Raw genomic sequence first — 23,036 nt, forward strand, 5'->3', positions numbered from 1 at the left:
GCCCTTGCTTTAGCTATGCGTCCAGTGGTTTTGCTGTACCTTTGGCGCGTCCGTTTCACTGGTTAGTACCACCGTTTTCCCTCCTCTCTCTATGGACTCCAAACACCAGCACACCGCCATTTCTACGGCAGGTCTGCTCATCGCCCTGGGCATTATCTACGGCGATATTGGTACTTCCCCACTCTATGTTATGAAGGCCGTTGTACCGGGTATCATCGACCCGGTGCTAGTATACGGCGGCATTTCGTGCGTGCTCTGGACGCTCACGCTTCAAACTACCATTAAGTATGTATTGCTGACGCTGAACGCCGACAACAACGGGGAAGGCGGTATTTTTTCGCTCTACGCGCTGGTGCGGCGGCGGGCGGGCTGGCTTACCGTCCCGGCCATTGTGGGCGGCGCAGCCCTGCTGGCTGATGGCGTGATTACTCCTCCTATTTCCGTATCATCGGCGGTGGAGGGCCTGGAAGCCATCTACCCCAATATCCCTACCGTGCCCATTGTTATCGGCATTCTGCTACTGCTGTTTTTACTCCAGAGCTTCGGAACGCAGATTGTAGGCAAGGCTTTTGGGCCGATTATGCTTCTATGGTTCAGCATGTTGGCTGTGCTGGGCGTCAGCTGGATAGTGCAGCATCCGGGCATCTTGCAGGCCGCGAATCCCTACTATGCCTACGATTTGCTGGTGAACTACCCTGGTGGCTTCTGGTTGCTGGGCGCGGTATTTCTGTGCACTACCGGTGCCGAAGCCCTCTACTCCGATCTGGGCCACTGCGGCAAAGGCAACATCCGCATCAGCTGGACTTTTGTGAAGCTGTGCCTGCTGCTCAATTACTTCGGGCAGGGCGCGTGGTTGCTGGAACACCAGGGCCAGCAGCTAAACGGCCGCAACCCCTTCTATGAGCTGATGCCCCATTGGTTCCTTATCATCGGCATTGGTATTGCAACCATTGCGGCGGTTATTGCCTCGCAGGCGCTCATCACAGGGTCGTTTACGCTGGTGGCCGAGGCCATTCGCCTGAACATGTGGCCCAAGGTGAAGCTCAACTACCCTACCGATGTGAAGGGCCAGCTGTTTGTGCCCAGTATGAACCGTTTGTTGCTGTTTGGCTGCATTGGGGTAGTGCTGTATTTTCAGCGCTCCGAGCATATGGAGGCAGCCTACGGGCTGGCCATCACCCTCACTATGCTCATGACCACGCTCTTGCTCACCGTATGGCTGCGCAGTAAACGGGTGCCCATGGCCGCCATTGCATTATTCGTGTTGCTCTACGGTAGCATTGAGGGGTCGTTTTTGATTGCCAACCTTATCAAGTTTCCGCACGGCGGGTGGGTATCGTTGGCCATTGGGGCGGCGCTGGTGAGCGTGATGTACGTGTGGCTACGGGCTTTCTACATCAAGAAGCGCCTCACCGAATTCGTGAAAATTGAGCCCTACATAGAGTCGCTTAAGAATCTGAGCGACGACGAGTCTATTCCTAAATACTCCACCCACTTGGTGTTCATGACCTCGGCCGAACGGGCTTCCGAAATTGAGTCGAAAATCATTTACTCAATCTTCCAGAAACGACCAAAACGGGCTGATATCTATTGGTTTGTGCACGTGGATACCACCGACGAGCCGTATACAATGGAATACAAAGTGTCGGAGCTGGCCAAGGATGACGTGTTTCGCATCACGTTCCGCCTGGGCTTCCGGGTCGAGCAGCGCATCAACCTCTACTTCCGCAAGGTGGTTGAAGACCTGGTGCGCAATAAGGAGGTAGACATCACCTCGCGCTACGAATCCCTTAGCAAGCAGCACGTGACGGGCGATTTCCGCTTTGTAGTGCTGGAAAAGTACCTGTCCGTCGACAACGACTTCCCGACCATGGAGAAGCTCGTGATGCAGGCGTATTTCTACATCAAGCAGTTCATTGCCTCCGAAGACAAGTACTTTGGCCTCGATACCAGTTCCGTGAAGGTGGAGAAGGTGCCGCTGGTCATCGCCCCCGTCCGCGACGTGGCGCTCAAACGCATCAGCTAGCCCTACCCTTCGGGCATGAAAAAGGCGACCCACTTGGGTCGCCTTTTTCATGCCCGAAGGGTAGGACCGGTATAAATTACCGCTCCGGCCGATGACTTTGCTAGCAAAAAAAGCCCGGGATTCATGCGAGCAAAATTACTACCCTGGTTAACCGGCAGTAGCGCAGCAGGTCGTGAGGCTGCTAACGACCTGCCCTACTCTCAGGGCTATATCACGAAGCTGGAGAAGTAGGTCAGCAGGACGTTCAGTCTTCTGACTTCCTGGATAGCCTCTACTACTATTGAAGTACAGCGCAACCCGCTTGCAGAGCGAAGACCGTCATCTTGGTTTTTCTTATCTGTTTTGCTTCCTACCCCCTTCGTTGCCTATCTCCTAGGTGGTTCTTTTAAAAGTATAAATGTCTATGAATATGACTATTAAGACCACTAAATAATAGATATGCATGGCTAAATATACCTAAAATCGGGTATTGCGGGGCACATACCTTTCTGTGATTTTTGCAAATAAAGACTGTAAAAATCATATTTATGACATACTTTTACTTCTTCCATTCCCGCGCAGGATTTTTACTCTTGCTGGTACTCTTGTTGGCTTTAACTCATTCGGGATGGGCGCAGAACTGGAGCGGTTTAGCGCATAGCAACTACGGGGGCACGCAAAATATCTATCTGAATCCGGCTTCGTTGGCCGACTCCCGGCATGCTGCTTACCTGAACTTGGGTAGTGGCAACGCCACGTTTTATAACACCTACCTCCAGCTGGAGCTGCCAAGCTCGCCGCTGAAGTTTCTGCGAAGTGGTCAGGAGCTGCGCGAACAGTATTTGCAGGAGCAAGGCGGTGGCGGACCGTATTTCGCCACGTTCATGGGCGAAGCGCGGCTTCCCTCCTTGATGCTGGCAGTGGGCAAGCAGCAAGGCATTGCGTTTACCAATCGGGTACGCGTGTTTGCGCAGGCCAATAACGTAAGCGAAAACCTAGCCCGGGTGGCCCGTTATGGCCTGGACGATGCCAATAGCCTGGGGCTGTCCAACGACAACAACTTTACCCTATCGGCCGGCGCCTACCACGAATTTGCCTTCTCCTACGCCCGTACGTTTACGGCCAACCAGACGCATTTCTGGAAAGGCGGCATCACGGCCAAGTATCTGGTCGGGCTGGCCGGCGGCTACCTGCAAAGCGAGGGTACCGGCTATCAGGTGTACAACGAAGACAGCGTACAGCTGCGCAATGCCAATCTGAATTACGGTTTCACCAACCCTGAGCTGTATGACCAGCAGGACTTCAGCGTGGGCTCCCTCTACGGCAAGCAGCGCCTGGGGCGGGGCGTTGGGTTTGATGTGGGGGTAGCGTATGAGTGGCGGCCCGACCACGACCAGTACGAGTACCAGATGGATGGCCGCACCTGGGAAGATGCTACCCACAACAAGTACCGGCTTCGTCTGGGCTTGGCCCTCACCGATATAGGTGCCATCCGTTATAACAACGCGCAGTATGTGCGCCAGGCGCGGGTAGCCAACAGCCAAACGCTGCAACTCGGGCAGCTCGATACCGTCCAGATCCGCAATGCCGATGACATTGCGCCTACCCTGGACCGCTTGGTTGGTCTTTCCGAACAGAGCCAGCGCTTCACCACCTACCTGCCCACTACCCTGCGCCTCAGCGCCGACTACCGTTTGGCCAACCATGTGTATGCTGGCCTGCAGTGGACGCAAAGCCTACTACCGGAAAGAACGATTGGGCAACGCTCTATCAGCAGTCTGGTTCTCACCCCGCGCCTGGAGTTTAGCCACGTTGAGGTAGCAGTGCCCGTTCTGCTCACCAACCGCTACCGCTCGCTGCAGTTGGGGGCTATGGTGCGCCTGGGTCCGTTGCTGATTGGCTCCGATAACCTGGGTGGCCTACTGGGCCTGACTGCCACCACCGGCGCGGATGTATACGTGGGCCTGGGCCTTGCCCTACACAAAAAACGGCTGAAAGATCGGGACAAGGATGGGGTCAGCAATAAACTGGATAAATGCCCCAAGGTGAAGGGCACCTGGGCATTGCAGGGCTGTCCCGATCAGGATGGGGACGGTATTGCGGACGCCGCGGATGCCTGCCCCACGGAAGCAGGACCAAGCGAAAACAAAGGCTGCCCGCTCCCGGCCACAGAACAGTCGGCCCCGGTGGTGCCGGCTTCTACCCCCGAGCCCACCACACCGACGCAGCCAGAACAGACCGTTGCTCCTACCCCACCAGCTACGCCTACCCCGCCGGCCACGCCTACCCCCGAGCAGCCACTGCCGATTCCTACCACGGCCCCTACTCCCCCCACCGACCTACCGTAGGACGCCGTGCTACTACCTACAGTTGGGTAGGTAGTAGCGGCTCCACGTGGATGCCACGACTTGTTTCAGAGGCGCTACCTTCTGGCGTTCTACATTGCCCGCGGCTAGAGCAAATCAAAGGCGCGGGCATACTGTCCGAGTTCGTAGGCGGAGGTGGTGCCTAGCTTCTGGCGCAGGTTACGGCGGTGCGTATCAACGGTTTGAACGGAGATAAACAAGCTTTCGGCAATATCGCCCGAGCTTTGCCCCCGGCAGATGCAGGCCAACACTTGCCGCTCCCGGTTGGTGAGGCTGGCAAACCGGGCCGACTGGGCGCGCAGGAAGGCGTTTTCATCCAGTAGCCGCTGCGCTTTGGTGTTGATGTGACAGTCTGGGTCCAAAATGCAGGACAAGCAGACAGTCAGCAGGGGTTGCCCCTGGTTGCCTTGCGCCAAGATGCGCACCGTGCTCAGATGAAGCTGATAGCTGCCCTGTGGCCCCGTGCGCACCTGCTGAAAGAGGGTAAGCGAGTAGGTCAGATCGTTCCGCTCCAGTAGGTCGGCTACCTGCGGAACGTATTTGTGGGCTTCGTCGGCGTTGAAATAACGGCTATAGTACTCCTCGCCCATGGCCTTCAGTTCCGGCACCGTTGTGTTCAGCTTGGCTAGTCCCATGGCCGACATATACAGCACCTGGCGGCAGTCACCGCTTAAGATGATTATCACCCCGGGCAAGTCGTCGGCTACGGCCGCAACCTCTGCTATTTTTCGCTCAATCAGTTCTTCATCGGTCATGCAAATGGGGGTAAGTCATCCAGATATCAAATCCAAAATGTAGACGAAGCGGCTCTTTTCCCATGCTTCACCCCCCTGCCGTATACCTTATCTAGAGTTGCCTCAATTAAAAGATAAAAAGTAGAAGCCTCGAATACAACCTAAAGTCTATATTTATTATTTGGCACCCCTAAATCATAAAGGCTCCGGTGGTTAAATGTCGATTCAACCACCGGAGCCTTTATGATTTTCCTCTTTTACAAGAAATTTCGCTTTCCACTACTACTGCCCTACCGGCAGCCACTTGCGCAGCACTTTCAGCTGGGCTTCGGTGGGGTTTTCTACCTGCTCTACGCGGTAGCGCTGGGTGGTACCGGCCAGCAGCGGGAAGCTCACTTCCTTGATCTGACCATCGCGGTTTACCAGGAATTTGACGGTAGTGCCGGCCGGGCGGCCGGTAAGGGCCGTGTTGGGGTCGGTAGTGATGCGGCCGCCGTCGAGGGCCAGGATTTCGTCGTTCACGTTCAGGCCACCCTGCCAGGCGCTACCGTCGCGCACCACGGTAGTCACGGTAGGCGCGCCGCCACGGGTGCTTACCACAGCACCCAGCACGCCGTCGGTGGTAGTGGGGGTGTTGGCGAGGCGCAGGCCCGCGTAGCCCAGGGCCGTATTGTAGGGTAGGGTTTCGGTGCCGTACACGTAGCGCCGGAAGAAGTCGTCGAAGCGCTGGCCGGTTATTTTGGCCACAGCAGCTTGGTATTCTTCGTCGGTGAAGCCACGCTTCTTCTTGGTGTAGTACTCCGAGTAGAGGTAGCGCATCACGTCGTCGAGGCTTTTCTCGCCTTTGGTGGCGTTAATCACCATCAGGTCCAGCACGGCCCCAATCACCTCGCCCTTGTCGTAGTAGCTGATGCTGGTGTTATAGGAGTTTTCGTTGGGTCGGTACTGCTTGATCCAGCTATCAAAGCTCGACTCGGCAGCCGACTGAATCTTATTGCCGGGCGTGTTTTCTACCCTGGTAATCACGTTGCTGAGGTCGGCTAGGTAGTTTTCGGGCTTCACGAAGCCGGCGCGCTGGGTAATCAGGTTGGAGAAATACTCGGTGCCGCCCTCGCTCACCCACAGCATGTGCGTGTAGTTTTCCTTGTCGTAGTCGAACGGCCCCAGCGCGATGGGCCGAATGCGCTTCACGTTCCAGAGGTGGAAATACTCGTGCGCTACCAGCCCCAGAAAGGCCTTGTAGCCGCCAGGGGTATTATACGTGTTGCGCGACACCTCCAGGGTAGTCGAGAACAAGTGCTCCAAGCCGCCGCTACCACGCTCCAGGTTGTGCACAATGAACACGTAGCGGTCCAGCGGGTTCTGGCCCACCACGCGGTGCGCTTCCTCACATACTTTTTTCATATCGGCCAGCAGCTGCTGCTCGTCGTAGCGGGCCTCGCCGTACATGGCTACCGTATGGGGCGTGCCGTTGGCGGTAAATTGCAATACCTTCTGGTTGCCGATTTCGATGGGCGAGTCGGCCAGCTCGTCGTAGCTCTCGGAGCGGAAGGTGAAGGGCGCGCCGCCGCTCACGGGCTTTAGGCTGGTGCTTACTTGGCTCCAACCAGTAGAGGGCCGCACCGTGAGAGTACTGCCCATCATTTTGCCCTCGGCCGGATACATAAACACGCTGGTACCGTTGAGGTAGCCGTGGGAGGCATCGATAAAGCTGGTGCGTACGCTCAGCTCATACGCGTACACCTTATACTTAACGGTGAAGTCCTTGGCCTTGGGATGATACACGCGCCAAGTGTTCTTATCCACCTTGTCAACCTGTAGCGCCTGCCCGCCGGCTGTGGCTACCAGGCCTTCCACGTTTTTCTCGAACTCCCGCACCAGGTAGGAGCCGGGCGCCCACACGGGCATTTTCACGTCGGTATAGGGTTTGTTGAAGCCCCCCAGGCTCATTTCCACTTCGAAGTAGTGCGTTTGCGGAGCAGGCATCGAGAGGGTGTAGCGTAGGGTAGGCGTGGCAGCGGCAGCTGTGGCGGCCGTCAGCAACGACAGCGCCCCGGCGGCTACCAGCGTGCGGAAACGGGTAAGCAGCATGAACAGAAAGTGAGAATAAGAAAAGCAGGTGTACACCCGACCCAAAACAAAGGCCGGGGTTGCAAAGTAAGGCCGATTTTTGAGCCTACCTACTTGCCGGGGCATCCCCCGCCGGAACCCCTACCCCACGGTTGCCGTTAGGCAGCTTACTTTCCTGCTCCCGTCTATGCGCTACGTCTGGATAACATTTCTGACACTGGTAGCCGTGCTGCTAGCTGTATTTCTCTGGCCCCGACAGTCGGCCAACCGTTCGGCCCGCACGGCACCTACCCCCGTTGCGCCCGTGGTGGCAGTTGTTCATCGGGTGCCCCGCGCCCCCACTCTCATTGCCAACGACGACGACCGAGCCGAGGATATTATCCGATTTGCCCGGCAACAGCTAGGCACGCGCTATTGCTACGCCGGCACCACGCCCGCCGGCGGCTTCGACTGCTCAGGCTTCGTCTACTACGTGTTCAAGCAGTTTGCTATCAGTGTGCCGCACTCCACCGCGCAGCTCATCAGCACGGGCCGCCCAGTGGAGCGCCGCCAGGCTCGCCCCGGCGATATTGTGGTGTTTACGGGCACTGCTGCTACCTCTACCACGCCCGGCCACGCAGGCATCGTACTCTCGGAGCCCGGCGAGCCGCTGCGTTTCATTCACTCTTCCTCGGCCCGCCGCGAGTCCGGCGTGAAAATCAGCCAGGTAGAAGGCTCCGACTATGAGCGTCGCTTCATGCAGGTGCGGCGGGTGCTTTGAAAGTGCCTAAGTAAAAAAACCGTCTGTCATCCTGAGCGCAGCGAAGGACCTTCTCACGCGTGAACGAGTCGTTGTTACGACGGTCGTCCAACTGGCATAAGGTCCTTCGCTCAGGATGACAGACGGTTTTATATTCACGAAACCACTACCTGATTCAGGCACTCGTTTAAAAAAGCGATGCCCGGTACTGCCTGTGCAGGCCTACTGAAAGGCTGCTGGGCAATACCGGGCATCTAATCCTTCAAATCTTACCAAGCGACGGGTCTGGGGTACAGCCCCGCCATCCGTGAGATAAGACCTTGCCAGAATGCGGGAGCACGCCCTGTTGGGCTAACAAGTGCTCCGCGCGAAAAGCTGTTGTTACGCGCGTCCGGCGGTGAAGCGGACTACATTCGACAGGCTCGGCAGGATTTGGTTGGGACTACTAGACATTTTGTACCTCCTTTCTTTACGTTCGACATAACCCTTGCACGCGCTACCCAGCACCTTAGGGCTGCTTGCGCAGGGCTGTAGCACTCGCTACTGGTCTGTAAAGTTAAAAGCCCTTCGGATGGTTCAAAGTAAAACCTCTACTATTTTACCCCCTGTAGCTAGTTACCTGATCATCAGCATGTTTTTTTTGGAAAAATCCAGACATTTTTTTCATCAACGGCTGAATAGGAAGCTGGCGCTATGTTTGTATCCTACCAATGGTATTCTAACGCGGTTTGGTTGCACTCACTGGCTTTGACCATCTCGTGGTTTTCCCTTATCTTTTTTCCCAAACTCACTCTCTCTATCACCACCATGAAAAAAATGTTGTTTCTCTGTCTGGCGTTGTTGCTGGGTTTCACAAAGTTTGCTGCGGCCCAAAGCCTCTCGCCGCTGGGAACTTGGACCAATGCTGAGAAAAAAGCCACGTTCGAAATTTATAAGTGCGACGGCGACAAACTGTGCGGCAAGATTGTGTCGCTGACGGTGCCCAACGACCCCAAAACCGGCAAGCCTAAAACCGATACCGTAAACCCCGACCCCAAGCTGCGCAGCCGTCCCCGTCTGGGTATGGTGTTTATGCAGGGCTTCGAGTACGACTCCGATAACAAGTGGGATGACGGTAAAATCTATGACCCCGAAAGCGGCAAAACGTATTCTTGCTACATCAAAATGCAGAACGCGAATACGATGGAAGTAAAGGGCTACATCGGCTTTTCGATGATTGGCCGCTCCCAGACCTGGACGCGGGTAAAGTAATAGAAGAACTTATTTGCTGAGCAGCGGCGTTCCGGGCGGAACGCCGCTGTTTTTATTTTATATTCAGCCAGTTACTGCGCAGGCGTCTGTCATGCCCCTCCCCGGCTCTTTTGCGTATCACTCTATTTGCCCCTCCCGCCTATGTCCTTGCTCCAGCCCCTCACCACAACCAGTACCGCGCACGTGTTTTCTTTCTGGCTGTTTTGCCTGGGCGTGCTGCTGCCGCTGCTGGGCCAGGCGCAGGCGTTGTCGCCGGTAGGAATGTGGGAAGACAATTCGGGGGAGGCCCGCGTGGAAGTGAGCGTGCGCGACGGTGAGCTAACCGGCCGGCTGGTGTGGATGCGCCACGCCATAGACCCCAAAACCGGCCAGCCTCACCTCGACGGGCGCAACCCTAACCCTACGCTGCGCACCCGCCCGCTCCAAAACCTGGTGGTGCTGTACAAAATGCGTTATAACCCCGACTCAGGCCGCTGGGAAGACGGCGAAATCTACGATCCACACAGTGGCCACTACTACTCGTGCTACCTGCGCATGGAGTCGCGCGACCGGCTGGAAGTGAAGGGCTTCATTGGGTTTTCGCTGCTGGGCCGCTCGCACTACTGGCACCGCCTGAAACCCGGCAACGCTTTGTAGCTCCTGTGTTGGCCAGTGCAGCTCTCCGGAAACTATTTGCAGGGTCGGGTGTTTCTTCTGAAAATCCGAACCAGCTTTTTCTTCCACCCTTGCGTCGTTTTCTTCAACAGCTTTTTGGTTCTGCTACCACTGCCTGCCAGGCTGAGTGGCGGCCGCTGGCACGCACCAGAGCACAGCAGGAAAGCTACGCCCGCTGGGTACAGCAGCGGGTGTATCTGAACTGGATGGGGCCGTTTTTCAAAGCCTACCACTTTCAGAAAACCAACGTGCGCGGCCAGGGGCTGCGCGTGCAGTTGCTGAGTGAGTGTGGCCGGCAGGGGGCCTTGTTTTTCTACGACCCCAGCATCGGGCCAGGCAACTTTCAGCACCTGTTCGACTTCATTCGGGACCGGGTGTTGGCGCTGGGCTACCATCTCTCTACCTCAGACTGCCGCCGCCGTCCTCATGCTGAGTACACAGAAACTATTGAAAAGCACTTTCTGAAGCCCACACCCGGCGACTGTCCCGAGACGGGGCGCTGCAACCAACGCTTCGGCAACGTGACGGTAGACTTGGTGCGCATCAACAACCAGCCGGGCTTTATCCGGTTTGTGAGCAACCCCTACCACGACAACATCTTTTCCCCAGCTCATACCTTCGATGAGTTGCTGGATGCTGTGTTCAACCTCCCCGCTGCTAGTGCAACAGAGCAGGCTAGCGCCAAGCAGTTTCAGAAGTAGCGCTGGGCCTCTCTTGGTTATGATTTGCCACGGCAAAGCAGTATCTTTTCAAGGAAAAATATCCTTGTCTTAAGAGGTTGCTATGGCCAGATTTTTACGTTCTTTTAGTTGTGTTAGCCTATTTGTTGTCTTGCTCCTGCTGAGTTTATCAGCAAGGGCTACGCATATTGTGGGCGGTGAGATGGACCTACGATACGTGTCGGGCAACAACTACCAACTGACCCTCACGCTGTATTTCGACGCCATCAATGGCAGCCCCGGCGCGCTGGACAACGACCTGACGGCCGGCATTTTCGACAAGGCCACCAACCGCTCGATGCAGGATGTGGTGCTGCCGTTAGTAGAGAATACCTATGTGGCCTACACCAATCCGGCCTGTACGTCGCCCTCGCTCAGCACGCGCAAGCTGGTGTATCGCAGCGTGGTGCAGCTTGCCCCTACCACGTATAATGGCGCACAGGGCTACTACGTGGCCGTGGAGCGGTGCTGCCGCAACAACGGTATCAGCAACATAGTAGGGCCGGGCGAGTCGGGCCAGACGTTTTACCTGGAGTTTCCGGCAGTGCTGCGCAACGGCCAGTTGTTTCGCGATTCCACCCCCCGCATTTTCCCGCCCCTGAGCGACTACGCTTGCCTGGGCGAGCTGTTTTACTATGACTTTGGCGGCCAGGACCCCGATGGTGATTCGCTGGTGTATGAGCTGGCCACGCCGCTCAATGGCTACTCCTCTACCCGCGTGCCCAAGCCGGCCACGGCTACGGCGGCTCCTTACCCTACCATCCAGTGGGGAACGGGCCGTGGCGAGCAAAACCAGATACCCGGTACGCCTACGCTCACCATTAATCGGCGTACGGGGCGGTTGCAAGTGCGTCCCACCGAACTGGGCCTGTTTGTGTTTGGCATCAGGTGCTCGGAGTATCGCAACAAGGTGAAGATTGGCGAAACGCGGCGCGACTTTCAGCTGAAGGTGATTATGTGCCCCACCAATGCCGAGCCCACCATTACGGCGCAGGCCCAGGTGGGTAGGGCCACCTACCGGCCCGGCCGCGACACCATTCGGCTGGTGCCGGGCGGCAACCCCTGCGTACGCCTGCGCTTCACCGATGCAGATAACGCGTCGGCCCTGTCGCTGTCCTTGCAGCCGGTAAACTTCACGGGGCCGCTGCCCAGCATCTCGCTCCTGCAAGGCATGGTGCGCGCCGCGGGTATGCCCGACACACTCGTGTCGCAACTCTGCTTTCCTACCTGCTTCGACACCAAGGGCCAGGTGTACTACCTGAATGTGATTGTGGCCGACAACGGATGTAGCCTGCCCAAGCGCGACACTGTGCAGCTGGCTATTATAGCCCAGCCCGTGCCTACCCACGTGCCGGTGCTTACCTCCGTGCCTACCCTGATGCAGGATAACAGCACACCGCTGGTAATACGCGTGGCTCCCGGCAGCGTGTACGAAGCCACCCTCACGGCCACCGATGCCGACAACGACCCACTAACGCTCACGGCTGCCGGTACCGGTTTCGATATGGCGGCGGCCGGTATGCGCTTTGTGCCGACGAATGGCAACGGACGAGCTACGGGCTTGTTTCGGTGGGAAGCTTCCTGCGCGGCGGCGCTGCTGCAACAGATGGAAGTAACGTTCCGGGTGCAGGAAAGTACGTGCTACCCGCAGCCCCAGGTGCAGGTGGTGCGCTTTGAGGTAGTCAGCCCCGACACGCTGGCGTTTCTGCCGCCCAACATCATCACACCCGGCAACCACGATGGCAAAAACGACGAATTCACGCTGCCTACCCTCCCACCCGACTTCTGCGACAACCGCTTTGCCACCATCAAGATTTTCTCGCGCTGGGGCAACGAGGTGTATAGCTCCGCTGACCGCAACTTCCGCTGGGACGGCGGCGGCCGCCCTGCCGGCGTGTATTTCTACCTGATTGAGTACACCAACAAGCGCCGATTCAAAGGCATGCTGACCCTGGCTCCGGCCTATCAGTAAGGAAGTTCTAGCAATCTACCGCAAGCAAAAGCCCCGGTCCTGCTGCGCATGCAGCAAGGCCGGGGCTTTTGCTTATAAACCCGACAATTACCTTATGGCTTGGCCGGCGGAGCTGAGCGGTAGGCGGGCTCTTTCGCTTTTTTCTCGGCTAAGGTCTTCTTGGCTTTCTCGAAGTCGCCGGCTTCTACGAACACCAGCTTGTTGTAGTCGAGGTACTTCTTCACGGCGGCGTTTACCTGCTCGGGCGTGAGGGCGGCTACCTTCTTCTCGAAGTCGGCATCCCAGGCCAGGGTGCGGTTCAGGTCGAGGTAGGAGTTCAGGCGGCCAGCCAGGGCATCGTCCTGAGCGCGCGATACGGAGCGACTTTGCAGCCAGCCGCTCTTCGCCGCTTTGATTTCCTCAGCCGAAAAACCGGTTTTCGACATTGTGGCAAACTCCTCCTGAATGGCTTTTTCCAGCCGCTCGTTGTTTTCGGGGTTGTAGATGGCGTATACCATGTAAGAGGCCAGTTTGTCGCGCGAGTCAGCACTTACCTGTGAGCCGATACCGTAACTGATGCCTTCCTTCTGGCGCACTCGCGTGGCCAGGCGCGAGTTCAGGAAGCCGCCACCGAACAGGTAGTTGCCCAGCACCAACGCGGGGTAGTCAGGGTCGTCGTCGCGCATGGGTAGGTTGAAGCCGGCCACATACACGGCGTTGGCCTTGTCGCTGGCCTGCACCGACTGCTTCCCAGCCTTTATATCTTGGTAGTTGCGCACAATGCGCGTGTACGAATTGTTGGCTTTCCACTTGCCCAGGTCGGTTTTCACTAGCTTTTGCACGGCTGCTTCGTCGGTGGCGCCTACTACGGCCACGGTGGCGTTATCGGCGCCGTAGAAGTCCTTATAGAACTGGCGCACATCGTTCACGGTAGTGGCTTTCAGGGCTTCTATTTCCTCATCGAAGGTCATCACGTACAACGGGTGGCCTTTGGGGTAGGGATTCAGCACGCGCTGGCTGGTGTTAAAGGCAATGGCATCGGGCTCCTGCTTTTGCGATTCCAGCGACACCAAGCGCTCCTGCTTTAGCTTGTTGAACTCCGCTTCCGGGAACGTCGGATTCTTCAGGTAATCTGTCACAATCTTCATCACGGCCGGCAGGTTTTCCTTCGAGGCTTCCACCACTACTCCGGCCGACTGGCTGCCACCGTACACGTAGGCGCGGGCTTTCAGCTTGTCCAACTCGTCGCGGATTTGCTGGTAGGACCGGGTTTTGGTGCCGCGTTCCAGCATGGAGGCCGTGAGGCTGGCTAGGCCGGGCTTGTTGGCCAGGCTCTTTTCGTCGCCGTAACGCAGGGTGAGTTGCACGTTCACGCTGTTGCCGCGGGTGCTTTTGGGCAGCACGGCATACTTGGTGCCTTTTCCTTCCTCGCCACGCTTGGTGCGGGCCTCAATGTTGGCGGGCGAGGCGTCGAAAGCTTCGCCGGCGGCTACGGCTTTCTCGCCTTTGTAGTCCTTCACCAGCGCCAGCACGTTGGGCGTTTCCGGAATGTCGGCGCGGTCGGGCTTTTGTTCGGGGATGAAGGTACCGACGGTACGGTTGGAGGGTTTCAGGTAGGCGTTGGCCACGCGCTGCACATCGGCGGGCTTCACCTTCCGGATGTTGTCGCGGTAGAGGAACACCAGGCGCCAGTCGCCGGCCGCAATCCACTCGCTTAGGTCCAGCCCTACCCGGTCGGTGTTCTTAAATAGCAGCTCAATGCCGGTGAGCAGCTTGGTTTTGGCACGGTCTACCTCTTCGGCTGTGGGCGCTTTGGTGGAAGCCATGTCCAAGGTGCGCAGCATGGCGGTGCGGGCCGAGTCCAGGGACTGTTCTTTGCGCACTTCGGTGTAGAAGAAGGCAAAACCGGGGTCGTGGAGGGCGGGCGTCCAGCCATAGGTGTAGGCCGCCTTTTTGGTATCGATGAGGGCTTTGTACAAACGGCCCGAGGGCTCGTTGGTCAGCACATCCATCAGCACATCCAAAGAAGCATAATCGGGGTGGGCACCGGCGGGGGTGTGGTAGGCCACGGCCACGCTCTGCGCGTCGCCCACGCGGCGCAGAGTTACAGACCGCTCCCCATCCTGGGTAGGCTCGGTGGTGTAGGCCTGAGGCAGTTGCCGGGTAGGCTTCGGAATGGGGCTGAAGTACTTGTCTACTAAGGCCAGGGTTTTGGCCTCGTCCATCTTGCCGGCTACCACCAGCACGGCGTTGTCGGGTTGGTAGTACTTCTGGTAGAAGGCTTTTAGATTATTGATCGGCACGCGCTCAATATCTTCCTTCGAGCCGATGGTGGATTTGCCGTAGTTGTGCCACAGGTAGGCCGACGACAGCACGCGCTCCATCAGCACCCTGCTCGGCGAGTTTTCGCCCATCTCAAACTCGTTGCGCACCACAGAAAACTCCGTAGACAGGTCCTTGGCGTCGATGAAGCTGTTCACCATGCGGTCGGCTTCCAGGTCGAGAGCCCAGTTCAGGTTTTCGTCGGTGGCCGAGAAGGTTTCGAAATAGTTGGTGCGGTCGTACCAGGTGGTGCCGTTGGGGCGGGCACCGTGCTCGGTCAGCTCCTGCGGAATGTTCTTGTGTTTGGCGGAGCCCTTAAAGGCCATGTGCTCCAGTAGGTGCGCCATGCCGGTTTCGCCGTAGCCCTCGTGTCGCGAGCCTACCAGGTAGGTGATGTTGACCGTGGTAGTCGGCTTGGAGTTGTCGGGAAACAGCAGCACGCGCAGGCCGTTTTTCAGCTGATACTCCGTGATGCCCTCCACCGATGCTACGCGGGTGAGGCCTTCGGGAAGCTTGGTCTGCGCCGTCGTCGGCAGAGCAGTTGGTAGCAACGCAGCCACCAAGGGCCACAGCCGGATAAAAGACCCAAAACAGCGCATAGGATAGTGGTTATGTGAGTAGGTTAGTACTCTGCATAATACCAACTATCTATCTAGAAACAAGCACTATATGGCAATATTCATATACTATTTGAAACAGCCAATTTCTTCATTCTGCGCAGCGCCTGCCCTGATGCTATTGCTACCTTATTTGTGGACAGAGCATCCTTCAAACTCGAATACTCTCCGCAAGACGAGACACAAAATAGTGTATCCTTACCCTCTATTACTCTACTTGCCTCAACTACTCACGAAAGCGCTTTGCGCAGGAAGTAGCGCGTAAAGCCAGTCGGGTAGTTTTCGAGCTGCCCGAACACGGTGTAGCCTTGTTTCACGTAGAAATCCTTGGCTTGAAACCCGAATGTATCGAGGTGGACGTGCTGGCAGCCGCGCTGTCGGGCGGCTTGCTCCGCCTCTTGCAGCAGGCGGGTACCTAGGTTCTGGCCGCGTAGCGCCTCCGGCACAAATAGCAGCTCTACAAACAGCCAGTCGTAGTAAGTGCGCCCCCACAAGCCGCCGATGGTCGTGTTTTGCTCATCAAGAAGCAACACGGCCAGCAGTTGGGACTCGCCGGGCACTTGCTGCCGGTTGTATTCCTGCAATCCTGCCAAAATCGGCTGACGGGCGGCAAGATCGGGGTCAGAGGTGAGTAGCAGGCGCGGGGACATAGAAGAATCGGATACCTAGTTAATACCGAAGGACCTTAGGCTAAATAAACGAATCGTTGTTACATCGGTCGTTTACTCAGCCTAAGGTCCTTCGCGTTGTTCAGGATGACAGATATGTACTTTCGGCCTAGTACAGGAATAGAAAGGCGCAGAACAGCAATACCCACAGCACATCCACGAAATGCCAGTACGTGCTCATTAGCTTGAGCTGCAAGCGGCGGTATGGGTCGCGGATGAAGAGTAGCGTGCGGATACTGTCGCGGGAGGCGTGCTGAGCACGCAAAAACAACAAGGTCAGGAACAGCACACCGCCCAGCAGGTGCATCACGTGGATGGCGGAGATAAGGTAGACGTAGGTACCGCTGGGCTTATCTCTGAAAAAGACGCCCTGCACTTGCAATTCGTGCCAGCCCAGCGTCTGCAAACCGGCAAAGGCCAAGCCTAATAATAACGTAGCTCCCAAGCAGCGGGCCAGGTTCTTCACGTCGTCCTCGCGGTAGAGGCGCTGGGCTTGGCTGAGCGTGTAGCTGCTGGCTAGCAACACCACCGTACTGATGGAAAAGTAACGCGGAAACGGGTGCAGCCCCGACGGCACCCCACTCAGGAAGCGCGTTTGCGCGTACGCCGTAATCAGCACCACAAACAAAACCAAGCTACCCACCAGCCCCAAGTAGAGCAGCAGCAGCGACAAGGGCACCCGAGCGGGGCGCGGGGAGGGAGCAGAGCGATTGGCCCCTATGCGTCCCTGGCGTTCTTTACCGAAATCAGAATTCATTACAACAGAGCAGACGTAGCAGCATACGGTTGGGCAAGCTATTTTAGAGACCTTTAGTTCCGTGGCAAACCCATTGAGCCTTTTGCTAATATAAACAAAACCGCCACGGAATGCCGCTTGTTTTCACCGACTCAGCTGCGAAAAAACGACCCGATTTTTCCTAGCACGGCGTGGAAGGTGATACTCGGCCGCTTGCCCTGCCCGAACGTAACGTAGGTTTTGCCGTTCACGCGCAGCTCCAGTACCAAGCCCAGCCGTTTGGCTAGTTCGTGCAGTTGCTGCAAAGGGTCGGCTTTGGGACCAGGGGGGCGCGGTGGGGCGTTGGGGTCTTTGGGCGGGCCGCTGGTGAGCTTGTCGAGTACGCGCTGGCTAGGTACGTTCAGGATGAGGTAGGTGCCGGAGGCCGCCAGTTGCAGCTCGTCGCCCTCAATCGTGACGGTCAGCCGGGCGTCTATTTCGAGGCCGCTAGCCAAGGGACGAGGGCGTGGAGCCGGGAGTAGGGTTTTCGCCGCGCGTGCGGATGCGCAACGAGCCATTGATGCGCCAGGTGGCGGACGCGCCGGTGGGATTTTGCGGATTGGGTACCTGCACTTCTATCTGATCGAAAGCGCAGGACAGCTCCACGCCGCCCGAGAGCTTAGACAGTACAGAAGCGGCCATATCGGCCCAGTTGGTAGTGGAAGCAGCAGAATCGGCCATGCTGTTTTAGTAAGAAAATTGGGTGAAATCAGATTCAGAACTCGTTGCCCGCAAGCTACGGTCCTGTCTCGGCAAACGCAAAACGCCCCGCAGGGTTGTCCCAAGCGCAACTTGCGCCCCCCTGCCCCGCGTATGAAGCAGGACAAATAGCCTCCTACCCATATTGTATTTTTCTGCTTCTATGTCCTGCTCTTTTATGCGCCCACTTGGGCTAGTGGCACTGCTGCTTGGTGCCAGCGCCTTCGCTCCTACCCACCTTCTCCCCGAAGGTCCCGCCCCCTTCCGCCTGACCGACAACGCCGAGCTGGTGTATAACTTATTGGATGCAAAGGGTCAGAAAACCGGCCATATCACGCAGCGCGTGGTCCGGCTTGACTCTGAGACCAATAAAAAGCAAACGCTTACCACGACTACTGCCCTGCTAAAAAGCGGCATTTACGATGCGAAAAATCGCTTGGTGCGCATGCAGGACCTCACCTATGCGGCACACCACGATACGTCTTTCACCGACGGCATGGCCGAACTGCCGCCCGATGCGCTCCGCCGCTTTCGGGACCGTATCTACGACTACCAACCCACTCGCGTGGCCTGGCCCGATGCGCCTACCGTGGGCACGCGCTTGCCCGATGGCGGGGTGGTGGTAGCCATCAGCAGCACCGCCGTGAGCATTGCCAAAGTGCAGGCCGTGCTCAAAAACCGCCGGGTGGTAAGTGGCCCCCAGGCCGTGACCACGCCCGCCGGCACCTTCCAATGCTATAAGGTAGAAGCGGAGCGCGACCTCACCACCCGGGCGCGTGCTGATATGGCGATGCGCCAAGTGGAGCGCGAAGTAACGTATTACGACCCGGCCGTGGGCATTGTGCGCACCGAGTACTACGACCGGGACAAGCTACGCGAGGTAAAGGAGCTAGCGAAGCGGTAGGCCGGGCCAGTGGCAAAGGACTTTCAGTGTGCCATATGTTTGCTATTTTGCATGTCTAGTAGCTGATACTCAGCCGCAGCCATCGGCTAACCTGTTGCGGCGGCTTCATCCCTTTTCCTACCCTACCCCTATGCGTTATTTCCTGTTGACTGCCCTCAGCCTCTCTTGCACGCTGGCCTCAGCCCAGGCCACTAAAACCCCGCTGACGCCCAAGCCCGGCACTCACACGGCCTTGCTAGCCACCACACAAGCGCAGACCTACGGCGCCCCCGTGACGACCACTGGCGCCGTGCCCGTGCAACAGCTCAAAACGGTGCTGGCCGGCCGCGACTCGGCCCGCGTGAAGCTGGTAGGTCCCATTGCCGACGTGTGCAAAGCAGAGGGCTGCTGGCTGACCATGCAGCCCGCCCCCGGCCAGATGATGCGCGTGCGCTTCAAGGACCATGCATTCTTTGTGCCCAAGGATATCAGCGGCAAAACGGCCGTGGTGGAAGGTGTAGTAGTGCACGAAACGGTATCGGTGGCCCAGCAGCGCCACTACGCCGAGGACGCCGGCAAATCCAAGCAGGAAATTGCGGCCATCACCAAGCCCGTAGAGCAGTACAACTTCATTGCCGACGGCGTGCGAGTGCAGTAAGGGATGAAATTGTGAGTTGATGAAATGGTGAGTTTGCCGTTTTTGCGACGCAACTTGCGTTGCTTACGCGGCGAGAACGTCAAACTCACCCTTTCACTATCTCACCCTCCCACCTCATGTCCAGCATTCAGGAACAGATATCCACCCTCACGGCCCGCCTGCACCACCTCAACTATCAGTACTACCAGAACGACGTGTCGGAAGTACCCGACCAGGAGTTCGACAAGATGCTGGCTGAGCTGGCAGCCCTCGAAAAAGCCCACCCCGAGCTGGCCCTACCCAACTCGCCTACCCAGCGTGTGGGGGGCACCATCACCAAGCAGTTCCCCACGGCTCTGCACCGCTACCCCATGCTCAGCCTGGGCAATACCTACTCGGAGGCCGATCTGCGGGACTTCGACGAGCGGGTGCAGCGCGGCCTGGAAGGTGCGGAGTACGCCTACGTGTGCGAGCTGAAGTTCGACGGTGTGGCCATGAGCCTGACCTACCAGAATGGCCAGCTCACGCAGGGCGTCACGCGCGGCGACGGCACCCGCGGCGATGTGGTGACCAGCAACGTGCGCACCATCAAAAACCTACCCTTACACCTGCGCAACACTGGCCCTACCCAGCCCGAGGAGTTTGAGGTGCGCGGTGAAATCTTTATGCCCCAGCCGGTTTTTGCGGAGCTAAACCAGGAGCGTGAGGCTAATGGCGAAGCTTTGCTAGCTAATCCGCGCAACGCGGCCAGCGGCGCCCTCAAGCTGCAAGACTCGGCGTTGGTGGCTGCGCGGCGGCTGCGCTTTTTTGCCTACAGCTACCTCAGCCAAGGCCGCGACTTCCCTACCCACAGCGCTGCCCTGGAAGCCCTACGCGCATGGGGCCTACCTGTGTCGGACACGTGGCGCAAGTGTCACTCACTGGATGAGGTACTAGAGTTTATTCATTATTGGGACAAGCACCGCTTCACCCTACCCGTGGCTACCGACGGTATTGTGGTGAAGATAGACGACCTACGCCAGCAGGAGCTGCTAGGCTACACGGCCAAAAGTCCGCGCTGGGCTATTGCGTATAAATATCCCGCCGAGGCCGGCCGCACCCGCCTGCGCGAGATACAGTACCAGGTAGGCCGCACCGGCGCCGTGACCCCGGTAGCCCTGCTCGACCCGGTACCGCTAGCCGGTACCATCGTGAAGCGCGCTTCGGTGCACAACGCCAACCAGATTGCCGCCTTGGATTTACGCCTGGGCGACATGGTGTTTGTAGAGAAAGGCGGTGAAATCATCCCTAAGATTACCAGCGTCGACCTCACTGCCCGCCCTGCCGACAGTCAGCCCATCATCTATCCTACCGAGTGCCCGGCTTGCGGCACGCCGCTAATTCGGCCCGAGGGTGAGGCGCACTTCCGCTGCCCCAACGACCGGGGCTGCCCGCCCCAACTCAAAGCCAAACTGGAGCACTTTGTGTCGCGCAAGGCCTTGGATATTGACGGTTTGGGCGCCGAAACTGTGGGCCGCTTCTTTGACCTGGGGCTGGTGACGGACGCCGCGAGCCTATACGACCTGCCCGGCAAGGCCGCCGAACTCGCTCAGCTCGAGCGCATGGGTGAAAAATCGGTGCAGCGCCTGGTAGCGGGTCTGGAGGCCAGCAAGCAGGTGCCATTCGATCGAGTGTTGTTTGGTTTGGGCATTCGCTATGTGGGCGAAACCGTAGCCGAGAAGCTGGCCGCGCACTACCGCACGGTGAAGGCGCTGGAAGCTGCTACGGCCGAGACGCTGGCCGCCGTGCCAGAGGTAGGCGGCGTCATTGCCGTATCGGTAGCGGCGTGGTTTCAGGAGCCGCAGAATCGCGAGATGGTGGAGCGTTTGCGGGCAGCGGGCGTGCAACTAGCCCTCACCGGCGAGGCCCCTAAGGCTCAGAGCGACCGACTAGCCGGACAAACCTTCGTGCTGTCGGGTGTGTTTGAGCAGCACAGCCGCGAGGAGTTGCAACAGCTCATCCAGCAGCACGGCGGCAAGGTAACGGGCAGCATCAGCAAGAAGCTGAGCTACCTGGTAGCCGGCGACAAGATGGGTCCCGCCAAGCGCGAAAAGGCCACGGAGCTGAAGGTGCCAATTATTTCGGAAACCGATCTGCTAGCCATGCTCCCGGATGCCACTACCCTCCCCGACTCCGAGGCTGAAGCTGCCGCCGATTCTGCTCTGGACGACCTCACTGCGCCTACCCCACCACAAGGAGGTCAGGCCTCGTTATTTTCGTAGAGATGCATGTAGTATGTCTTATCGTTGCTGACGTTGGGGCTATCCAGAAAGTCGACAGAACGTCCTGCTGAGCGGAGTCGAAGCTTCTCGCGTGCTAACGGTGAGATACTATCTTTCGTCACCACGCGAGATGCTTCGACTCCGCTCAGCAGGACGTTCGGACAATTCCCCTGTTCCGCTTCACAAACGCCTTTTCCTACCCACCATGTCTCGTTTCCTATTACTGACTTTTGCCGGCGCACTCGCCTTCACACAGCTTTCCTGCTCCTCTAATACCTCCGTCACGCCCACCGAAACCGCCGCGCTGCTGCAAAAGCCCGATGTGGTGCTGCTAGACGTACGCACGCCCGAGGAGTACGCCGACGGCCACCTAGCCGGTGCCCGCAATATCGACTTCAAAGCGTCGGACTTCAACGACCGAATTGCCCAGCTCGACAAGTCCAAAACCTACGTGCTGTACTGTGCTTCTGGCAACCGCAGCGGCAAAACGGCTAAGCTTATGGCAGAAAATGGCTTTACTAAGGTAGACAATGCTGGTGGTTTCAAGGATTTGAAAGCAGCTGGTTTGCCCACAGAATAGCCGGATGAACTATCCTTTCTGCATACGCTGTGGCTGGGTGTTGGCGCTGACTTTCGCCAGCTGCTACCCAGGCCTAGCACAGACGCCTACCCCGGCTCGCGACACCTCGTTCACGGTGTACAGCGCCCTGGCCAAAGCCCGCAAAACGGACCCATCCATCACGCTGGCCCGGCCGGCGGTGCCGACAATTATTCGCTCGCGGATGAACGTGCCATACTGCACGGCCAGTGGGCGGGCGTTGCAGCTCGATGTGTTTTACCCCAAAGCCCGGCGCCAGGGCGGCTACCCGGCCGTGCTGCTGATTCATGGGGGCGGGTGGCGCTCCGGCGACCGGAGTCAGCACGTGCCCATGGCCCAACAGCTGGCGGCCCGCGGCTTCGTGGCCGTCACGGCCGAGTACCGGCTGAGTACCGAAGCGCCCTACCCCGCCGCCGTGCAGGATCTGAAAGCGGCCGTACGGTGGATGCGGGCCAATGCGCGGACGTACCGCATAAATCCTAAGCAGATTGCTACGTGGGGCTTCTCGGCAGGTGGTCAGTTGGCGGCGCTTGTCGGCACTACCAATGAGGAAACTCGTTTCGACTCGTTGGCCTGCAACATAGGCTACTCCAGCCAAGTGCAGGCCATTGTAGACGTAGACGGCATTCTGGCCTTCATTCATCCCGAATCGGGTGAGGGCGACGACCGGAAAAGCACTTCAGCGGCCACGTATTGGTTTGGCAGCCCCAAAACCGAGCGGCCCGATTTGTGGCGCCAGGCCTCAGCCCTGACGTACGTGGGGCCACACACGCCGCCTACCCTGTTCCTGAACAGCTCCGTAGACCGCATGCACGCCGGCCGCGACGACATGATGCGGCAGCTCAGCCAGTTCAATATCTACCACGAGGTACACACCTTCCCCGACGCGCCGCACCCGTTTCCGTTGTTCAACCCCTGGTTTTCGCCTACCCTGGACTACACGGTGGCCTTTCTGAATAAGGTGTTCAGCCGGAAATAGCACATAACAATAGCACGTCCTGCTGAGCTTGTCGAAGTATCTCGCTTGTATCGTTGAATGATTGTGGGCGAGATGCTTCGACAAGCTCAGCAGGACGTGCTATGATAC

At 58.0% G+C, this 23,036-nt stretch carries 19 protein-coding genes; 12 read left to right on the forward strand and 7 right to left on the reverse strand.

Features of this window, described 5'->3' with window-relative positions:
• Positions 1 to 91: 91 nt before the first annotated feature.
• Together MUN82_RS08170 and MUN82_RS08175 are read left to right on the forward strand one after the other, a co-directional pair.
• Complete coding sequence (locus MUN82_RS08170; protein WP_245096528.1) at positions 92 to 2,026, forward strand: KUP/HAK/KT family potassium transporter; 1,935 nt, start codon at positions 92 to 94, stop codon at positions 2,024 to 2,026.
• A 587-nt stretch (positions 2,027 to 2,613) separates the two neighbouring features.
• On the forward strand, positions 2,614 to 4,353 hold the full coding sequence (locus MUN82_RS08175) for a DUF5723 family protein (RefSeq protein ID WP_245096530.1): 1,740 nt from the start codon (positions 2,614 to 2,616) through the stop codon (positions 4,351 to 4,353).
• Positions 4,354 to 4,457: 104 nt separating this feature from the next.
• On the opposite strand, the gene MUN82_RS08180 is transcribed toward MUN82_RS08175, so the two are convergent.
• Both MUN82_RS08180 and MUN82_RS08185 read right to left on the reverse strand, forming a co-directional pair.
• Entirely contained in the window at positions 4,458 to 5,126 is a 669-nt protein-coding gene (locus MUN82_RS08180; protein ID WP_245096532.1) for a helix-turn-helix domain-containing protein, read from the reverse strand.
• A 261-nt stretch (positions 5,127 to 5,387) separates the two neighbouring features.
• Positions 5,388 to 7,196: a M61 family metallopeptidase gene (locus MUN82_RS08185; protein WP_245096534.1), complete on the reverse strand. Its 1,809-nt coding sequence runs from the start codon at positions 7,194 to 7,196 to the stop codon at positions 5,388 to 5,390.
• Between the two features lie 166 nt (positions 7,197 to 7,362).
• Between MUN82_RS08185 and MUN82_RS08190 the strand changes: the two genes are divergently transcribed.
• The 5 genes from MUN82_RS08190 (at position 7,363) to MUN82_RS08210 (ending at position 12,510) form a co-directional block, all read left to right on the forward strand.
• Complete coding sequence (locus MUN82_RS08190; protein ID WP_245096535.1) at positions 7,363 to 7,935, forward strand: C40 family peptidase; 573 nt, start codon at positions 7,363 to 7,365, stop codon at positions 7,933 to 7,935.
• A 795-nt stretch (positions 7,936 to 8,730) separates the two neighbouring features.
• Positions 8,731 to 9,165, forward strand: a complete 435-nt coding sequence (locus tag MUN82_RS08195; protein ID WP_311136432.1) for a DUF2147 domain-containing protein — start codon at positions 8,731 to 8,733, stop codon at positions 9,163 to 9,165.
• A 141-nt stretch (positions 9,166 to 9,306) separates the two neighbouring features.
• Entirely contained in the window at positions 9,307 to 9,801 is a 495-nt protein-coding gene (locus tag MUN82_RS08200) for a DUF2147 domain-containing protein (protein ID WP_245096538.1), read from the forward strand.
• 89 nt (positions 9,802 to 9,890) lie between these two features.
• Positions 9,891 to 10,520, forward strand: coding sequence for a hypothetical protein (locus tag MUN82_RS08205; RefSeq protein ID WP_245096540.1), 630 nt, complete (start codon positions 9,891 to 9,893; stop codon positions 10,518 to 10,520).
• Between the two features lie 181 nt (positions 10,521 to 10,701).
• On the forward strand, positions 10,702 to 12,510 hold the full coding sequence (locus MUN82_RS08210; RefSeq protein ID WP_245096541.1) for a T9SS type B sorting domain-containing protein: 1,809 nt from the start codon (positions 10,702 to 10,704) through the stop codon (positions 12,508 to 12,510).
• Positions 12,511 to 12,602: 92 nt separating this feature from the next.
• Here MUN82_RS08210 and MUN82_RS08215 read toward each other — a convergent pair whose 3' ends face one another.
• The 5 genes from MUN82_RS08215 to MUN82_RS08235 form a co-directional block, all read right to left on the reverse strand.
• Positions 12,603 to 15,410, reverse strand: coding sequence for a M16 family metallopeptidase (locus tag MUN82_RS08215; RefSeq protein ID WP_245096543.1), 2,808 nt, complete (start codon positions 15,408 to 15,410; stop codon positions 12,603 to 12,605).
• A gap of 248 nt (positions 15,411 to 15,658) precedes the next feature.
• The gene (locus MUN82_RS08220) at positions 15,659 to 16,078 is read right to left on the reverse strand and encodes a GNAT family N-acetyltransferase (RefSeq protein WP_245096544.1); all 420 of its coding nucleotides are present in this window, start codon (positions 16,076 to 16,078) and stop codon (positions 15,659 to 15,661) included.
• A gap of 127 nt (positions 16,079 to 16,205) precedes the next feature.
• Positions 16,206 to 16,853, reverse strand: coding sequence for a cytochrome c oxidase subunit 3 (locus MUN82_RS08225; protein WP_245096546.1), 648 nt, complete (start codon positions 16,851 to 16,853; stop codon positions 16,206 to 16,208).
• 131 nt (positions 16,854 to 16,984) lie between these two features.
• Positions 16,985 to 17,326: a hypothetical protein gene (locus MUN82_RS08230; protein ID WP_245096548.1), complete on the reverse strand. Its 342-nt coding sequence runs from the start codon at positions 17,324 to 17,326 to the stop codon at positions 16,985 to 16,987.
• The gene (locus MUN82_RS08235; RefSeq protein ID WP_245096549.1) at positions 17,319 to 17,552 is read right to left on the reverse strand and encodes a hypothetical protein; all 234 of its coding nucleotides are present in this window, start codon (positions 17,550 to 17,552) and stop codon (positions 17,319 to 17,321) included. Before MUN82_RS08235 ends, MUN82_RS08230 begins: the two co-directional genes overlap by 8 nt.
• 181 nt (positions 17,553 to 17,733) lie before the next feature.
• On the opposite strand from MUN82_RS08235, the gene MUN82_RS08240 reads away from it, so the two are divergent.
• From MUN82_RS08240 to MUN82_RS08260, 5 genes are all read left to right on the forward strand, one after another.
• The gene (locus MUN82_RS08240) at positions 17,734 to 18,474 is read left to right on the forward strand and encodes a TapB family protein (protein ID WP_245096551.1); all 741 of its coding nucleotides are present in this window, start codon (positions 17,734 to 17,736) and stop codon (positions 18,472 to 18,474) included.
• Positions 18,475 to 18,604: 130 nt separating this feature from the next.
• Complete coding sequence (locus MUN82_RS08245; RefSeq protein ID WP_245096552.1) at positions 18,605 to 19,111, forward strand: DUF4920 domain-containing protein; 507 nt, start codon at positions 18,605 to 18,607, stop codon at positions 19,109 to 19,111.
• Between the two features lie 116 nt (positions 19,112 to 19,227).
• Entirely contained in the window at positions 19,228 to 21,351 is a 2,124-nt protein-coding gene (gene ligA, locus MUN82_RS08250) for an NAD-dependent DNA ligase LigA (protein WP_245096554.1), read from the forward strand.
• A gap of 205 nt (positions 21,352 to 21,556) precedes the next feature.
• Positions 21,557 to 21,931, forward strand: a complete 375-nt coding sequence (locus MUN82_RS08255; protein ID WP_245096556.1) for a rhodanese-like domain-containing protein — start codon at positions 21,557 to 21,559, stop codon at positions 21,929 to 21,931.
• A 4-nt stretch (positions 21,932 to 21,935) separates the two neighbouring features.
• Positions 21,936 to 22,928, forward strand: coding sequence for an alpha/beta hydrolase (locus MUN82_RS08260; RefSeq protein WP_245096558.1), 993 nt, complete (start codon positions 21,936 to 21,938; stop codon positions 22,926 to 22,928).
• Positions 22,929 to 23,036 lie beyond the last annotated feature (108 nt).

The sequence above is a fragment of the Hymenobacter aerilatus genome (assembly GCF_022921095.1).
Lineage (GTDB): Bacteria > Bacteroidota > Bacteroidia > Cytophagales > Hymenobacteraceae > Hymenobacter > Hymenobacter aerilatus.

Coding starts and splice junctions, on each gene's coding strand:
- MUN82_RS08170 (WP_245096528.1), top strand. CDS start 92: ATGGACTCCAAACACCAGCACACCGCCATTTCTACGGCAGGTCTGCTC.
- MUN82_RS08180 (WP_245096532.1), bottom strand. CDS start 5,126: ATGACCGATGAAGAACTGATTGAGCGAAAAATAGCAGAGGTTGCGGCC.
- MUN82_RS08185 (WP_245096534.1), bottom strand. CDS start 7,196: ATGCTGCTTACCCGTTTCCGCACGCTGGTAGCCGCCGGGGCGCTGTCG.
- MUN82_RS08190 (WP_245096535.1), top strand. CDS start 7,363: ATGCGCTACGTCTGGATAACATTTCTGACACTGGTAGCCGTGCTGCTA.
- MUN82_RS08195 (WP_311136432.1), top strand. CDS start 8,731: ATGTTGTTTCTCTGTCTGGCGTTGTTGCTGGGTTTCACAAAGTTTGCT.
- MUN82_RS08200 (WP_245096538.1), top strand. CDS start 9,307: ATGTCCTTGCTCCAGCCCCTCACCACAACCAGTACCGCGCACGTGTTT.
- MUN82_RS08210 (WP_245096541.1), top strand. CDS start 10,702: ATGGACCTACGATACGTGTCGGGCAACAACTACCAACTGACCCTCACG.
- MUN82_RS08215 (WP_245096543.1), bottom strand. CDS start 15,410: ATGCGCTGTTTTGGGTCTTTTATCCGGCTGTGGCCCTTGGTGGCTGCG.
- MUN82_RS08220 (WP_245096544.1), bottom strand. CDS start 16,078: ATGTCCCCGCGCCTGCTACTCACCTCTGACCCCGATCTTGCCGCCCGT.
- MUN82_RS08225 (WP_245096546.1), bottom strand. CDS start 16,853: ATGAATTCTGATTTCGGTAAAGAACGCCAGGGACGCATAGGGGCCAAT.
- MUN82_RS08235 (WP_245096549.1), bottom strand. CDS start 17,552: ATGGCCGATTCTGCTGCTTCCACTACCAACTGGGCCGATATGGCCGCT.
- MUN82_RS08240 (WP_245096551.1), top strand. CDS start 17,734: ATGTCCTGCTCTTTTATGCGCCCACTTGGGCTAGTGGCACTGCTGCTT.
- MUN82_RS08245 (WP_245096552.1), top strand. CDS start 18,605: ATGCGTTATTTCCTGTTGACTGCCCTCAGCCTCTCTTGCACGCTGGCC.
- ligA (WP_245096554.1), top strand. CDS start 19,228: ATGTCCAGCATTCAGGAACAGATATCCACCCTCACGGCCCGCCTGCAC.
- MUN82_RS08255 (WP_245096556.1), top strand. CDS start 21,557: ATGTCTCGTTTCCTATTACTGACTTTTGCCGGCGCACTCGCCTTCACA.
- MUN82_RS08260 (WP_245096558.1), top strand. CDS start 21,936: ATGAACTATCCTTTCTGCATACGCTGTGGCTGGGTGTTGGCGCTGACT.